This window comes from Streptomyces sp. NPDC002698 (genome assembly GCF_042888945.1).
Taxonomy (GTDB): domain Bacteria; phylum Actinomycetota; class Actinomycetes; order Streptomycetales; family Streptomycetaceae; genus Streptomyces.
The window spans coordinates 57,516-72,115 of record NZ_JBIAQM010000014.1 but is presented as its reverse complement, the minus strand read 5'-3'; the positions used below and the strand labels follow the sequence as shown (position 1 = coordinate 72,115).

Below are 14,600 nucleotides of genomic sequence, written 5' to 3'. Positions count from 1 at the left end.
GCCTCCGCGCCGGGCGCGGACGCACGCTCCGCCGGGCCCGCGCGCCCCGCCTGCGCACCCCGCGCGAACGCCGGCTCGCCGAGGCGGGCGGCCCCCGCCTCCGTGCCCGGCGTCAGGCGCGCGGGCGCCGCCTCGGCCCCGCCGTCGGGCGCGGGACCGTTCAGGAGGCGGCTCCAGAGCACCGCGCCCGACAGCCGGGACGCCCGTTCCGCGTACATGTCCGCCAGGCTACGCCGGGCGGGCCCGGTGCTCCTGCGGGCTGACGCCGTAGACCCGCTTGAAAGCGCTGGAGAGCGCGAAGGCGCTGCCGTAGCCGACGTGGCGGGCGATCGTCTCCAGGGTGTCGTCGCTCTCGCGGAGCCGGTCGGCGGCGGCGGCGAGACGCCAGCCGGTCAGGTACGTCATCGGGGGTTCCCCGACGAGTTCGCCGAAGCGTCTGGCCAGCGCGGCACGGGAGACGCCGGTCTCGGCGGCGAGCGCGGCGACCGTCCAGGGCCGGGCGGGGTCGTCCTGGAGGAGCCGGAGCGCACGGCCCACGACCGGGTCCGCGAGGGCCTGGTACCAGGCGGGCGCGGCGGCCTCGGGGCGGGAGAACCAGGCCCGCAGGGCGGTGATCATCAGCAGGTCGAGGAGCCGGTCGAGGACGACCTCCTGGCCGGGTTCGTCGCGCACCATCTCGGCGGCGAGGATCGGCGTCAGCGGACATTCCCACACGTCGGAGGGGAGCGCGAGCAGCGGCGGCAGGGCGTCGAGCAGCCGGCGGTTGACCTCGCCCCGCATCATGTACGTCCCGATCAGCAGCACCGTGGAGCCGTCGAGCCGGTCGCCCCAGCTCCGGACGCCGAGGTCCCAGTGGCCCTTCAGCGAGCGTCCGTCCGGGTAGGAGCACTCGCCGCCCGGCAGGATCACGGCCTGGGGCGGGGTGCCGGGCTCGTCGGCGCAGCGGTACGGGTCGGGGCCGCGCGCGATGGCGAGGTCACCGGCCCGCAGCCGCAATGCCTCGCCCTCGTCCGGTACGACCCAGGCGTCGCCGCGGACCACCAGCATGATCGACAGCGGGGCGCGGTCCTCGACGCGTACGCACCACGGCGGGTCGAAGCACGCGCGGATCATGAAGGCGCCCCGCGCGCGGGGACCCTCCAGCAGACCGGCGAGCGGGTCCCCCCGCATGAGCATGTCCGAACGTGGCGGAGCGTCCATGCGGCCAGCGTAGACGGCGGCTCCGACAGCCGTGGACGACCGTGGACGACCGCTTATGGGAATGAGCCGTTCGCCGATGGTTCCGCGCCGGGGACGGCAGTTGACTGGGGCGCATGACAGAGAACACGCGGGACATGACGGTGCTGGTGACAGGGGCCACGGGGCGGACCGGGAGCCGGGTGGCGCGGGCCGCGCGGGCGGCGGGCCTGACGGTCCGGGCCGCCTCGCGCGCCACGGGCTTCGACTGGGAGGACGCCTCGACGTGGGCCGGGGCGCTGAGCGGCGCCGACGCGGCCTACCTGGCGCATCCCACGGACGTCGGCTCGCCGGCGGCCACGAAGGCGGTCGGGGCCCTGGCCCGGGAGGCGGTGGGGCTCGGCGTGCGGCGGCTGGTGCTCCTGTCGTCGCGGGGCGAGGACCGGGCCGCGCCGACCGAGGAGGCGCTCAGGACGTCCGGCGCGGACTGGACGATCGTACGAGCGTCGTGGTTCTCGCAGAACTTCAGCGAGGGCCCGCTGGTCGAGGGGCTGCGCCATGGGGAGCTGGTCTTCCCGGCGGGCGAGGTGCGGGAGCCGTTCATCGACGTCCGGGACATCGCCGACGTCGTGGTGGCCGCGCTGACCGGGGGCGACCGGTACACCGGCCAGGAGCTCGAGATCACGGGGCCCCGGCTGCTGACCTTCCGGGAGGCGGTCGCGGAGATCTCGCGGGCCACGGGCGAGGAGCTGACGTACACACCCGTGACGGCGCGGCGGTACGGCGACACGCTGACCGGTTTCGGAGTGCCGGCCGAGGAGGCCGGGTTCCTCGTCGAGCTCTTCGAGAGCCTCCTCGACGGCCGCAACTCCCACCTCTCGGACGGCGTCGGGAAGATCCTCGGCCGTGCGCCGCGGGACTTCACCGACTTCGCGCGGGAGGCCGCGGCGGACGGGGTGTGGAAGGCCTGACGGTCCCCGCCGGGGCTCACTCCCCCGGAGGGTGCTCCGTGCCGTTCTTCGGGGCGCGGTGGGTGTGGTGGGTGTTCTTGGCGTGGGTGCGCAGGCGGGACGTCACGTCCTCCGGGGGCAGGAAGCGCGACCAGCGTTCCGGGAACTCGGAGGGCATGTCGGGGTCGTCCGGGTCGGCGTCGTACGAGCGGTGCGCGGCGACGCGGGCGACGTACTCGGCGGCCTGGGCCTCGCGCAGCCGTTCGTTGGCGGCGCGGGCCGCGGCGGTGGCGGCGGCCGGCCAGACCCGGTCGATGGCGGCGTTGACGGCCGCGCCGACCAGGACGGCGAAGGCGGCGACGCCGATCCACAGCAGGACGGCCACCGGGGCGGCGAGCGAGCCGTAGATGGTGGGGCCCTCGATGGTGTTGGTCAGGTAGATGCGCAGCAGGAAGCTGCCCAGGACCCACATGGCGAGGGCGACCAGGGCGCCCGGCACGTCCTCGACCCAGGGGGACCGGACGGGGACGGACACGTGGTAGAGGGTCGTCAGGAAGGCGACCGACAGGACGATGACGACCGGCCAGTACAGGACCTGGACGACGGTCGTCGACCACGGCACGACGTTCACCACGGCGTCCGGGCCCGCCACCATCAGCGGGAGCAGGACGGAGCCGATCAGCAGGGCCACGATGAACAGCAGGAAGGACATCACCCGGGTCTTGACGATGCCCCGGGTGCCGTCGAGCCCGTACATCACGGTGATGGTGTCGACGAAGACGTTGACCGCGCGCGAGCCCGACCACAGGGCGAACAGGAAGCCGAGGGAGATGATGTCGGGCCGGCCGCCCTTCATCACGTCGTGCAGGATCGGCTCCGCGATCTGGTGCACGCCCTTCTGCGTCAGCACCGTGCGGGACGCGTCCAGGATGTTGGACTCCAGGCTGGCGATGGTGTCGGCGCCGGTCCAGGCGTCCACGTACCCGAGCAGCCCGATCATGCTCAGCAGCAGCGGCGGCACGGACAGGAGCGTGAAGAAGGCGGCCTCGGCCGCCAGCCCCAGGATCCGGTACTCCACGCACGAGTTGACGGTGTCCTTGATCAGCAGCCAGGCGGTCCTGCGCTTGGAGACGTTCCGATAGAGCGCGCGAGCGCGGTGAAAGCGGCCGGAGCGTGGCCGTTCGGAGGTTTCTTTTGCCTGGTGCACGTCCTTACGGTAGCGGTATGGCAGCCAGCACCCACACCGTGACCAACCAGGCTCCGCCCCTGGTGGGATATGACGTATTCGCCGCCGACCGGGCCCTCGGCGAGGCGGTCGTCCGGCACCTCGACCCGGAGCTCCTCGAGGGGGCGCGCGAGGAACTGTCGGCACTCGGCCGGACGACGGGTTCCGCCCAGGTCCAGGAGTGGGGTGCGCTGGCCAACGAGAATCCGCCGAGGCTGCGCACCCACGACCGCTACGGCAACCGGATCGACGAGGTCGACTTCCACCCGTCCTGGCACCGCCTCCTCGGCAAGGGCGTGTCGGCGGGGCTGACGTCGGCCTGGACCCGCCCCGGCGGACACGTCAGGCGCGCGGCGGCCTTCGTGGTCTGGACGCAGGCCGAGGCGGGCAACGGCTGTCCGCTGTCGATGACCCACGCGGCGGTGCCCGCGCTGCGCACCGACCCGGCGCTCGCCGCCGAGTGGGAGCCACGGCTGACGGCCACCGTCTACGACCAGGAGCTGCGGCCCGCCGCTCAGAAGGCCGGCGTGCTCTTCGGCATGGGCATGACCGAGAAGCAGGGCGGCAGCGACGTACGCGCCAACACGACCGAGGCGCGGCCGCTCGCCGAGGACGGGACGTACGCGCTGACCGGGCACAAGTGGTTCTGCTCGGCGCCGATGTCGGACGGCTTCCTGGTGCTGGCGCAGGCTCCGGGCGGGCTGACCTGCTTCCTGGTGCCGCGCGTCCTGGAGGACGGCACCCGGAACGTCTTCCGTATCCAGCGGCTCAAGGACAAGCTCGGCAACCGGTCCAACGCGTCGAGCGAGGTCGAGTTCGACGGGACGTGGGCGCGCCGGGTGGGCGAGGAGGGGCGCGGGGTCCGCACCATCATCGGGATGGTCGCGGCGACCCGGGTGGACTGCGTGCTCGGCTCGGCCTCGCTGATGCGGCAGGCGGTCGCGCAGGCGATCCATCACTGCACGTACCGCGAGGCGTTCGGCGGCCGGCTCGTCGACAAACCGCTGATGCGCAACGTCCTCGCCGATCTGGCGCTGGAGTCGGAGGCGGCGACGACTCTGGCGATGCGGCTCGCGGCGGCGTACGACGACGGGAGCGAGCAGGAGCGGGCGTTCCTGCGGCTCGCGGTGCCCGCCGCCAAGTACTGGGTGACCAAACGGTGTACGCCGGTCGCGGTGGAGGCGCTGGAGTGCCTGGGCGGGAACGGGTACGTCGAGGAGTCCGGAATGCCGCGGCTGTTGCGGGAGTCGCCGCTCAACTCCGTCTGGGAGGGCGCGGGCAATGTGCAGGCGCTGGACGTCCTGCGCGCCCTGCGGCGGGAGCCGGGGGCTCTGGACGCGTATCTGCGGGAGGTGGGCCGGGCCCGCGGCGCCGACCACCGGCTGGACGGGGCCATCAAGAACCTGCTGACGGAACTCGCCGACCTGGACGGCATCGAGGCCCGTGCCCGCCGGCTGGTCGAGCGGATCGCACTGGTGCTCCAGGGGTCGCTGCTCGTCCGGTACGCGCCCCCGGAGGTCGCCGACGCGTTCTGCGCCTCGCGGCTGGGCGGTGACTGGGGCACGGGGTTCGGCACGCTGCCGCACAGTCTGGATCTGGCCACGGTGGTGGAGCGGGCCCGGCCGGCGGCCTGAGGAGAGCGCTGACGCGGGGGTGGTGCTGCGCCGACACGGCACCACCCCCGCCGCTCGCCCCGTTCAGGAGCTCGGACACCGCACGGGCGGCATCACTGTCAGTTTCGAGGAACCTTGTGACCGTTGGCGAGAGTTGCAGACCGTTGCATTCCTTTGTGCACCTTGCGCGAAGGCCCGGCGAACGCGGCCGAGAGCAGGCACGATGTGGGATGACGGCGGCGACGCGGCCCGTACGAGGTCCTGGTTTCGGGAGTGCCCTGTGAAGACCACATCGTTCAACCCAGCCCGGTTCGCACCGTCCGACGCCGCGGAGCACCGCCGGCAGACGTGGGCCGCGTCGGTCAAGGGCGAGCAGGGCGTGTTCGCCCCGCGTCCGGTGATCGGCCGGTCCTGGCAAAGAGCGAAACGTTTCGGCATCAATCCCGAACAAGGAACGGACAGCACCCTTCTCCATTCCGACGAACTCGAACACCGGCGGACCTCCACCGCGCTCGCCGATGTGATGCCGATCCTTCACGGCGGTCTCGGGACGGTCGCCGACGCCTCCCAGCAGATCATGGTGGTCACCGACCCCGAGGGCCGGGTGCTGTGGCGCGAGGGGAACGCGGGCGTGCTGCGCCGGGCCGACACCATCTGCCTGGAGGAAGGCGCCGCCTGGAGCGAGGACACCACCGGCACCAACGCCATCGGAACCGCCCTGTCGGCGGACACCCCCGTCCAGGTGCACTCCGCCGAGCACTTCGTGCGCACCCTGCACGACTGGACGTGCGCCGCCGCGCCCGTCCACGACCCGCGCGACGGACGGCTGCTCGGGATCATCGACGTGAGCGGCCCGGACAGCACTTTCCATCCCGCCACCCTCGCTCTGGTCGACACGGTGTCCAGACTGGCCGAAAGCGAACTGCGCACCGCGCATCTGACGGCCATCGAGCGGCTGCGCGCGGTGGCCGCGCCCCTGCTGTGCCGGCTGGACGGTCCGGCGCTCGTGGTGGACTCCCACGGCTGGCTCGCCGCCGTCACCGGAATGCCGCCCGTGGACCGGGTCCCGCTGCCCGACTCCTTCGGCGCGGGCCACGTCTGGCTGCCCTCCCTCGGCACGTGTGCCGCCGAGCCGATGCCCGGCGGCTGGCTGCTGCGCGTCACCGGCGCCGGCGACCTGGGAAGCGCCGGGCGGGTGGTCCTCGACCTCGGCGAACCCCGGCGCCCGCACATCACCGTCTCGGGCACGGCGGGCAGTTGGGACCAGGACCTGAGCCCGCGCCACGCCGAGCTGCTCTACGTCCTCGCCGTGCACCGGCAGGGACGCAGCGCCGCGCAGCTCGCGGTCGACCTCTTCGGCGACCCCACCCGCACGGTCACGGTCCGGGCCGAACTCTCCCGCGTACGCCGCCGGCTCATCGGGCTCCTCGACCACCGTCCGTACCGCTTCCGTGAGGAGGTGGAGGTCGAGGTCCTGCTGCCGGACGACCCCCGGGACCTGCTGCCGCACTCGACCGCGCCCGCGGTGCTCGGAGCACGGGCGACGGCCGGACCGGACCCCTCGTGAAGGCGAGGAGGGGTGAAGCGGGCGTATTTCGTGGGCGTCTTCCGCGGTCTTCGACCTGGCCGGGGGGTCTCTGCCGTAGCATCCACTCCACAGGCCACCCCACCCGTCTCTCCGTCAACGCCCACGGCGGGGGAGGCAGTTGGCCTATCCGGGAGGACGCATGAAGCAGCGCGGCAGACACCGTCGTCGACGAAGAGGACAGGCGCTGCGCGCCACGCTGACCGGAACCGCGCTCGCCCTCACCGCGGCCGCCACCCTGATCAGCACCTCGCAGGCCACCGGCGCCAACAGTCCGGGCGGCCTCACCCCGCTCCGCACCGGCGCCTCCTCGCAGCTGCGCCTGCACGAGAACCTCGCCTCCCGGGACGCGCTCGACACGCTCAGCGGGAACATGGGCGGCAACGTGGGCGTCGACGGGGTCCTGCGCGACGCCGACCGCTCGATGCGGAACACCACCGACTGCACGGCGGACGAGCGGGCCGCGCTCCCCGTCGAGCCCACGGCCACCCGCGCCTACTGCTGGGGCGACGACGACGCGCGGACACCGGGGTGGCGGCCGCGTTCCGTGACGACGTCCGGTGACGCCGACGACGACGGCGCCTGGGGCACGCACCGGGTGATCCTCGCCGGCTGGACACACCGCGACGGCCGGGCGGCCGCGCCGGACCGGGACGAGGGACTGGCCCGGATCGCCGTCGTCGACGCGACGGATCCGGACGCCCTCCGCTACCGCTGGGTCCTGCTGGTCGCCCCACGGGCCGGCGGCAAGGACTTCACGGCGGTGCGCACCGGCCTCGGCGGCATGGTCTGGTACCAGGACAAGCTGATCGTCACCGCGGCCCACGGCGACGGCCTGCTCGTCTTCGACCTGCACCGGCTGCTGCGGACCGACGTGGACAGCGGCGCCGTGGGCCGGGTGGGCCACGGCTACTCGGCCGCCGGCTACCGGTACGTGCTCCCCGCCATCGGCTCGTACGACCTGGAGGGCGGCTCGTGCACCCGCGACCGTGACCACGCGGTCCCCTGTATCGGCTCGCTCTCCCTGGACCGCACGACCGCACCCGACAGCCTGGTCGCCACGGAGGCCGCGGACGACCGTCCGGAGCGCACCCGTCTGTGGCGGTACGCGTTCAGCACCGCCGCGTACCGCACCGGACTGCTCGCCGACGCCCAGGGCCATGTGAACGCGGTCGAGGCCCACACGACCAAGGGATCCGGGATCTCCGGCGCCCTCTCGCACCGGTCCGCGGGCGACCGCGAGGCCAAGTGGTACATCGGGCGGCCGTCCGACAGCCGCTCCGGGCACGGGTCCCTGTGGCGTCAGAGCGCGGACGGCGCCGAGGCGGCCACGTGCACCGCCGACCAGTCGCACGCCTGCTGGGACCTCGGCACCGGGTCGCTCTCCTACTGGCAGCAGACCGGCGAGCTGTGGAGTCTCACCGGCACGGCGGGCCACAGGGTGCTCTACGCGGTGCCGCTGTCGTCGGTCGACGGCTCGCTCGAATAGCGGGGCCCGCGCCCGGGGACGCCGGTCCGTGGACGGCTTTGGAGAGGCGCCCGGTCGCGTGATTCCCTGGCGGTCATGAGCAGCATCAATGTGACCACCTGGTCCCTGGAGCAGACGGCCCCGGCCGACCTGCTCCCCGCGAGCGCGCCCGACGGGGACCTGCGGATCGTCCGCGCCGAGGTCCCCTCGCCCGAGTTCAGCCGCTTCCTGTACGCCTCGGTCGGCGGGGACATCCTCTGGACGGACCGGCTCGCGTGGACGTACGCGCGGTGGCAGGAGGTCCTCGACCGGCCGGGCACGGAGACCTGGGTCGCCTACGACCGGGGGACCCCCGCGGGCTACGTCGAACTCGACGCCCAGGACGACGGGGTCGTGGAGATCGCCTACTTCGGACTCCTCCCCGCGTTCCGCGGCCGCCGGATCGGGGGCCACCTCCTCTCTTTCGGGACCGCGCGCGCCTGGGACCTGGCCGAACGCTGGCCGGGGCGGGCCGGTACGAAGCGCGTCTGGCTGCACACGTGCAGCAAGGACGGCGAGCACGCGATGGACAACTACCAGCGCCGCGGCTTCCGGCTCTTCGACACCAAGGTCGAGCAGGAGGAAGAGGCCGCCACACCGGGGCCCTGGCCGGGCGCGCACACCGTCTGACCCGCTTTGTACCGTGGTGACCACGGCTCCCGGCCCTCCCCGCGGCACCGCGGGAGGGCCGGTCATGTGATCGACAACACCCACGTCTCAAGGCTCGGGACATGGATGTCCACATGATGGACGACGGTGGACTGCCCCGAGATCCCCGTGACACGCTTCCGTCATGTCTGGAACTGGAATTGCCTTGGTGAGTCGGCGGCACGTCGACCTCGGCCGCATGTCCAGCGCCATCTGTCCGGCGAGCTGATCAGACCAGCAGCGCCGAGCCCCCTCTTTTTTTGCGACCCTTGCGCAGTGCTGCGCCCATTCTTCCGTATGCACCCGTATGCGCAGGTCAGAGCCGCAGTCAGACCTGCCCCGCAGTCTCGAAGGACGTAACAGCCATGGCCGCCACCCCTCAGGATCCCGTCGTCGCGCCCCGCCGCAAGGTGAGCCGTCACCGCGGCGAGGGCCAGTGGGCCGTAGGTCACTTCACCCCGCTCAACGGCAACGAGCAGTTCAAGAAGGACGACGACGGTCTCAATGTGCGGACACGCATTGAGACGATCTACTCGAAGCGGGGATTCGACTCGATCGACCCCAACGACCTGCGCGGCCGGATGCGTTGGTGGGGTCTGTACACCCAGCGCAAGCCCGGGATCGACGGCGGCAAGACCGCGATCCTGGAGCCGGAGGAGCTGGACGACAAGTTCTTCATGCTGCGGGTACGGATCGACGGTGGTCGGCTGACCACCGAGCAGCTCCGTGTCATCGGCGAGATCTCGCAGGAGTTCGCGCGCGGCACCGCCGACCTCACCGACCGTCAGAACGTCCAGTACCACTGGATCCGCATCGAGGACGTCCCGGAGATCTGGGACCGCCTGGAGGCCGTCGGCCTGTCCACGACCGAGGCCTGCGGTGACACGCCCCGCGTCATCCTCGGCTCGCCCGTCGCCGGCATCGCCGAGGACGAGATCATCGACGGCACCCCGGCCATCGAGGAGATCCACCGCCGGGTCATCGGCAACAAGGACTTCTCCAACCTGCCCCGCAAGTTCAAGACCGCGATCTCCGGCTCGCCGCTGCTCGACGTGGCGCACGAGATCAACGACGTCGCCTTCGTCGGCGTGAACCACCCGGAGCACGGCCCCGGCTTCGACCTCTGGGTCGGCGGCGGCCTCTCCACCAACCCGAAGATCGGACAGCGCCTGGGCGCCTGGGTGCCGCTCGACGAGGTGGCGGACGTCCACATCGGCGTCCTGTCGATCTTCCGTGACTACGGATACCGGCGACTGCGCAACCGCGCCCGCCTGAAGTTCCTGGTCGCCGACTGGGGCGTGGAGAAGTTCCGCCAGGTCCTGGAGGACGAGTACCTGAAGCGCAAGCTGGTCGACGGCCCCGCCCCCGACCAGCCCGTCGCCCGCTGGCGCGACCACGTCGGAGTGCACCGGCAGCAGGACGGCCGGTACTACGTCGGCTTCGCCCCGCGCGTCGGCCGCGTCGACGGCGCCACCCTGACGAAGATCGCCGAGCTGGCCGAGGCGCACGGCTCGGGCCGGCTGCGCACCACCGTCGAGCAGAAGATGATCGTGCTCGACGTGGAGGAGGCGCAGATCGACTCGCTGGTCGAGGGCCTGGAGGCTCTCGACCTGACCGCCCGCCCCTCCACCTTCCGGCGCGGCACGATGGCCTGCACCGGCATCGAGTACTGCAAGCTCGCGATCGTCGAGACCAAGGCGCGCGGCGCCTCCCTGATCGACGAACTCGAGCGCCGCATCCCCGAGTTCGACGAGCCCATCACCATCAACATCAACGGCTGCCCCAACGCCTGCGCCCGCATCCAGGTCGCGGACATCGGTCTCAAGGGCCAGCTGGTCCTCGCCGAGAACGGTGAGCAGGTCGAGGGTTACCAGGTGCACCTGGGCGGCGCGCTCGGCCTGGAGGCCGGATTCGGCCGCAAGGTCCGCGGCCTGAAGGTCACTTCGGACGAGCTGCCCGACTACATCGAGCGTGTCCTGAAGCGTTTCCAGGCGGAGCGCGAGGACGACGAGCGCTTCGCCGCCTGGGCCGCGCGCGCCTCCGAGGAGGCGCTGTCGTGAGCGAGCGCGCGGCACCTTTCTACTGCCCCTACTGCGGAGACGAAGACCTGCGACCCAGCGAAGAGGGCCACGGCGCGTGGGAATGCGCGGCGTGCAACCGAGCCTTCCAGCTGAAGTTCCTGGGACTGCTGTCCCGGGGCGTCCAGCGGGAAGAGCGTGGAGGGGCGGAGATATGACGGCCATTCAGCAAGATCGCACGGACGACGACTTGAAGGTCCTGGCCGAGCAGGCCGGGCGCGACCTGGAGGACGCGTCCGCCCTGGAGATCCTGCGCTGGGCCGCGGACACGTTCGGCGACGGGTTCTGTGTGACCTCCTCGATGGAGGACGCGGTGGTCGCCCATCTCGCGTCGCGCGCCCGGCCGGGTGTGGACGTGGTGTTCCTCGACACGGGCTATCACTTCCCGGAGACGATCGGCACCCGGGACGCGGTCGAGGCCGTGATGGACGTCAACGTCATCACCCTGACCCCGCGTCGGAGTGTCGCCGAGCAGGACGCCGAGCACGGACCGCGGCTCCACGACCGCGACCCGGACCTGTGCTGCAAGCTCCGCAAGGTCCAGCCGCTGGAGGAGGGCCTGACCGGCTACCGCGCCTGGGCGACCGGGCTGCGCCGTGACGAGTCCCCGACCCGGGCGAACACCCCGGTCGTCGGCTGGGACGAGAAGCGCCGCAAGGTGAAGGTCTCGCCGATCGCCCGCTGGACGCAGGACGACGTGGACGCGTACGTCGCCGAACACGGCGTCCTGACCAACCCGTTGCTGATGGACGGCTACGCCTCCGTCGGCTGCGCGCCGTGCACCCGCCGGGTGCTGGAGGGCGAGGACGCGCGCGCCGGCCGCTGGGCGGGCCGCGCGAAGACCGAGTGCGGGCTGCACGGATGACGACGACCACGACGAACACCGCGCCCGGCGCGGGTCCCACGATTTCTCAGGAGCGGGAAGTGACGAGCGGAGCCACCGTCTGGCTCACGGGTCTGCCGAGTGCCGGCAAGACCACCATCGCCTACGAGCTGGCCGGCCGGCTGCGCGAGGAGGGCCGCCGCGTCGAGGTGCTCGACGGCGACGAGATCCGCGAGTTCATCTCGGCGGGCCTCGGCTTCAGCCGCGCGGACCGGCACACCAACGTGCAGCGCATCGGCTTCCTCGCCGAACTGCTCGCCCGCAACGGCGTCACGGCGCTCGTCCCCGTCATCGCGCCCTACGCCGACAGCCGTGAGGCGGTGCGCGGGCGTCATCAGGAGAACGGGACGACGTACCTGGAGGTGCACGTGGCGACTCCGGTCGAGGTGTGCTCCGTACGGGATGTGAAGGGTCTGTACGCCAAGCAGGCCGCGGGGGAACTGACGGGGCTCACCGGGGTCGACGACCCCTACGAGGCGCCGAAGTCGCCCGACCTGCGCATCGAGTCGCACACCCAGACCGTGCAGGAGTCCGCCGCCGCGCTGCACGCGCTGCTCACCGAGAAGGGTCTCGCATGACGACCGTCGCCAGCGTCTCCGAGGAGACCGAGAGCAGCCCGTACGCGCTGTCGCACCTGGACGCGTTGGAGTCGGAGGCCGTGCACATCTTCCGTGAGGTGGCGGGGGAGTTCGAGCGGCCGGTGATCCTGTTCTCCGGTGGCAAGGACTCGATCGTGATGCTGCATCTGGCGCTGAAGGCGTTCGCTCCGGCGGCGGTGCCCTTCACGCTGCTGCACGTGGACACCGGGCACAACTTCCCCGAGGTCCTCGACTACCGGGACCGGACGGTGGAGCGGCACGGGCTGCGGCTGCACGTGGCCTCGGTGCAGGACTACATCGACCGCGGTGTACTGCGCGAGCGTCCGGACGGGACGCGCAACCCGCTGCAGACGCTGCCGCTGACGGAGAAGATCTCCTCGGAGCGGTTCGACGCGGTGTTCGGCGGGGGCCGGCGGGACGAGGAGAAGGCCCGGGCCAAGGAGCGGGTGTTCTCGCTGCGGGACGAGTTCTCGCAGTGGGACCCGCGCCGCCAGCGCCCGGAGCTGTGGAACCTGTACAACGGCCGCCACGCGCCCGGCGAGCACGTGCGGGTGTTCCCGCTGTCGAACTGGACCGAGCTGGACGTGTGGCAGTACATCGCCCGCGAGGGCATCGAACTGCCCGACATCTACTTCGCGCACGAGCGCGAGGTCTTCCAGCGCTCGGGCATGTGGCTGACCGCCGGCGAGTGGGGCGGCCCGAAGGACGGCGAGACGGTCGAGAAGCGCCTCGTCCGCTACCGCACGGTGGGTGACATGTCCTGCACCGGCGCCGTCGACTCCGAGGCGACCACGCTGGAGCAGGTGATCACCGAGATCGCCGCGTCCCGGCTCACCGAGCGGGGCGCGACCCGCGCCGACGACAAGATGTCCGAGGCCGCGATGGAAGACCGCAAGCGCGAGGGGTACTTCTAGACATGACCAGCACCACCGAACCCGCCGAGCCTTTGTCGGCCGAACAGCTGACGGCCACCACCCTGCTGCGCTTCGCGACCGCCGGCTCCGTCGACGACGGCAAGTCCACCCTGGTGGGACGCCTGCTGCACGACTCCAAGTCGATCCTCACCGACCAGCTGGAGGCGGTCGAGCACGCCTCCCGCAACCGCGGCCAGGACACCCCCGACCTGGCCCTGCTCACCGACGGCCTGCGCGCCGAACGCGAGCAGGGCATCACCATCGACGTCGCCTACCGCTACTTCGCCACCGCCCGGCGCCGCTTCATCCTGGCCGACACCCCCGGCCACGTGCAGTACACCCGCAACATGGTCACCGGCGCCTCCACCGCCGACCTGGCCGTCGTCCTGGTCGACGCCCGCAACGGCGTCATCGAGCAGACCCGCCGGCACGCCGCCGTCGCCGCCCTGCTGCGCGTCCCGCACGTGGTCCTCGCCGTCAACAAGATGGACCTCGTCGCGTACGAGGAGTCCGTCTTCGCCGCGATCGCCGAGGAGTTCACCGCCTACGCCTCCGAGCTGGGCGTCCCCGAGATCACCGCGATCCCGATCTCCGCACTCGCCGGCGACAACGTGGTGGAACCCTCGGCCAACATGGACTGGTACGGCGGCCCCACCGTCCTGGAACACCTGGAGAGCGTCCCGGTCAGCCACGACCTGGCACACTGCCACGCCCGGCTGCCGGTGCAGTACGTGATCCGCCCGCAGAGCGCCGAGCACCCCGACTACCGCGGCTACGCCGGGCAGATCGCCGCCGGAACCTTCCGCGTCGGCGAGCGGGTGACCGTCCTGCCCTCCGGACGCACCACCACCATCTCCGGCATCGACCTGCTCGGCAAGCCGGTCGACGCGGCCTGGACCACCCAGTCGGTGACCGTGCTGCTGGCCGACGACATCGACGTCTCCCGCGGTGACCTGCTGGTGCCCAGCAAGGACGCGCCGCCGACCACCCAGGACGTCGAGGCGACCGTCTGCCACGTCGCCGACGAACCGCTCACCGTCGGCCACCGGGTGCTGCTCAAGCACGGCACCCGCACCGTCAAGGCCATCGTCAAGGACATCCCCTCCCGCCTCACCCTGGACGACCTCTCGCTGCACCCGCACCCGGGCCGACTGGCCGCCAACGACATCGGCCGCGTCAAGATCCGCACCGCCGAACCCCTCCCGCTGGACTCCTACGCCGACTCCCGCCGCACCGGCGCCTTCATCCTCATCGACCCCGCCGACGGCACCACCCTCACCGCGGGCATGGTCGGCGAGTCCTTCGCGGCTCCGCAGCCGGTCAAGGACGAGTCCGACGACGACGGCTGGGACTTCTGACATGAACCCCGTCGACATCTACTCCACGTTCGCGAAGGAGGGCGGCCGCGTCGGCAGCGGCGCC

General features: G+C 72.0%; 14 protein-coding genes. 12 read left to right on the top strand and 2 right to left on the bottom strand.

Features of this window, described 5'->3' with window-relative positions; genetic code table 11:
- Positions 1–228: 228 nt before the first annotated feature.
- On the bottom strand, positions 229–1,200 hold the full coding sequence (locus tag ACFYW9_RS21110; RefSeq protein ID WP_389152357.1) for a cupin domain-containing protein: 972 nt from the start codon (positions 1,198–1,200) through the stop codon (positions 229–231).
- Positions 1,201–1,313: 113 nt separating this feature from the next.
- On the opposite strand from ACFYW9_RS21110, the gene ACFYW9_RS21105 reads away from it, so the two are divergent.
- Positions 1,314–2,147 carry an NAD(P)H-binding protein gene (locus ACFYW9_RS21105; protein WP_389152354.1) on the top strand — a complete coding sequence of 278 codons (834 nt, stop codon included), beginning with the start codon at positions 1,314–1,316 and terminating at the stop codon, positions 2,145–2,147.
- Between the two features lie 16 nt (positions 2,148–2,163).
- Here the strand turns inward: ACFYW9_RS21105 and ACFYW9_RS21100 are convergent, their stop codons facing one another.
- Complete coding sequence (locus tag ACFYW9_RS21100; protein ID WP_389152351.1) at positions 2,164–3,333, bottom strand: YihY/virulence factor BrkB family protein; 1,170 nt, start codon at positions 3,331–3,333, stop codon at positions 2,164–2,166.
- A gap of 17 nt (positions 3,334–3,350) precedes the next feature.
- Here ACFYW9_RS21100 and ACFYW9_RS21095 point away from each other — a divergent pair, with 17 nt between their 5' ends.
- From ACFYW9_RS21095 to ACFYW9_RS21045, 11 genes are all read left to right on the top strand, one after another.
- Positions 3,351–4,985: an acyl-CoA dehydrogenase family protein gene (locus ACFYW9_RS21095; RefSeq protein WP_389152348.1), complete on the top strand. Its 1,635-nt coding sequence runs from the start codon at positions 3,351–3,353 to the stop codon at positions 4,983–4,985.
- Between the two features lie 259 nt (positions 4,986–5,244).
- Positions 5,245–6,531, top strand: a complete 1,287-nt coding sequence (locus ACFYW9_RS21090; protein ID WP_389152345.1) for a GAF domain-containing protein — start codon at positions 5,245–5,247, stop codon at positions 6,529–6,531.
- A 160-nt stretch (positions 6,532–6,691) separates the two neighbouring features.
- Complete coding sequence (locus ACFYW9_RS21085) at positions 6,692–8,038, top strand: hypothetical protein (protein ID WP_389152342.1); 1,347 nt, start codon at positions 6,692–6,694, stop codon at positions 8,036–8,038.
- A gap of 75 nt (positions 8,039–8,113) precedes the next feature.
- Positions 8,114–8,686, top strand: coding sequence for a GNAT family N-acetyltransferase (locus ACFYW9_RS21080; protein WP_389152339.1), 573 nt, complete (start codon positions 8,114–8,116; stop codon positions 8,684–8,686).
- Between the two features lie 163 nt (positions 8,687–8,849).
- Entirely contained in the window at positions 8,850–8,933 is an 84-nt protein-coding gene (locus ACFYW9_RS21075) for a putative leader peptide (protein WP_309486338.1), read from the top strand.
- A 136-nt stretch (positions 8,934–9,069) separates the two neighbouring features.
- Entirely contained in the window at positions 9,070–10,764 is a 1,695-nt protein-coding gene (locus tag ACFYW9_RS21070) for a nitrite/sulfite reductase (RefSeq protein WP_326784887.1), read from the top strand.
- A complete protein-coding gene (locus tag ACFYW9_RS21065) occupies positions 10,761–10,940 on the top strand; it encodes a hypothetical protein (RefSeq protein ID WP_261704338.1) in 180 nt (59 codons plus the stop codon). The genes ACFYW9_RS21070 and ACFYW9_RS21065 overlap by 4 nt, the downstream gene beginning before the upstream one ends.
- Entirely contained in the window at positions 10,937–11,647 is a 711-nt protein-coding gene (locus tag ACFYW9_RS21060; protein ID WP_389152334.1) for a phosphoadenylyl-sulfate reductase, read from the top strand. Before ACFYW9_RS21065 ends, ACFYW9_RS21060 begins: the two co-directional genes overlap by 4 nt.
- A complete protein-coding gene (cysC, locus tag ACFYW9_RS21055; protein WP_389152331.1) occupies positions 11,644–12,243 on the top strand; it encodes an adenylyl-sulfate kinase in 600 nt (199 codons plus the stop codon). The genes ACFYW9_RS21060 and cysC overlap by 4 nt, the downstream gene beginning before the upstream one ends.
- Positions 12,240–13,178, top strand: coding sequence for a sulfate adenylyltransferase subunit CysD (cysD, locus tag ACFYW9_RS21050; RefSeq protein WP_389152328.1), 939 nt, complete (start codon positions 12,240–12,242; stop codon positions 13,176–13,178). The genes cysC and cysD overlap by 4 nt, the downstream gene beginning before the upstream one ends.
- Before the next feature lie 2 nt (positions 13,179–13,180).
- Entirely contained in the window at positions 13,181–14,536 is a 1,356-nt protein-coding gene (locus ACFYW9_RS21045) for a sulfate adenylyltransferase subunit 1 (RefSeq protein ID WP_389152326.1), read from the top strand.
- Positions 14,537–14,600 lie beyond the last annotated feature (64 nt).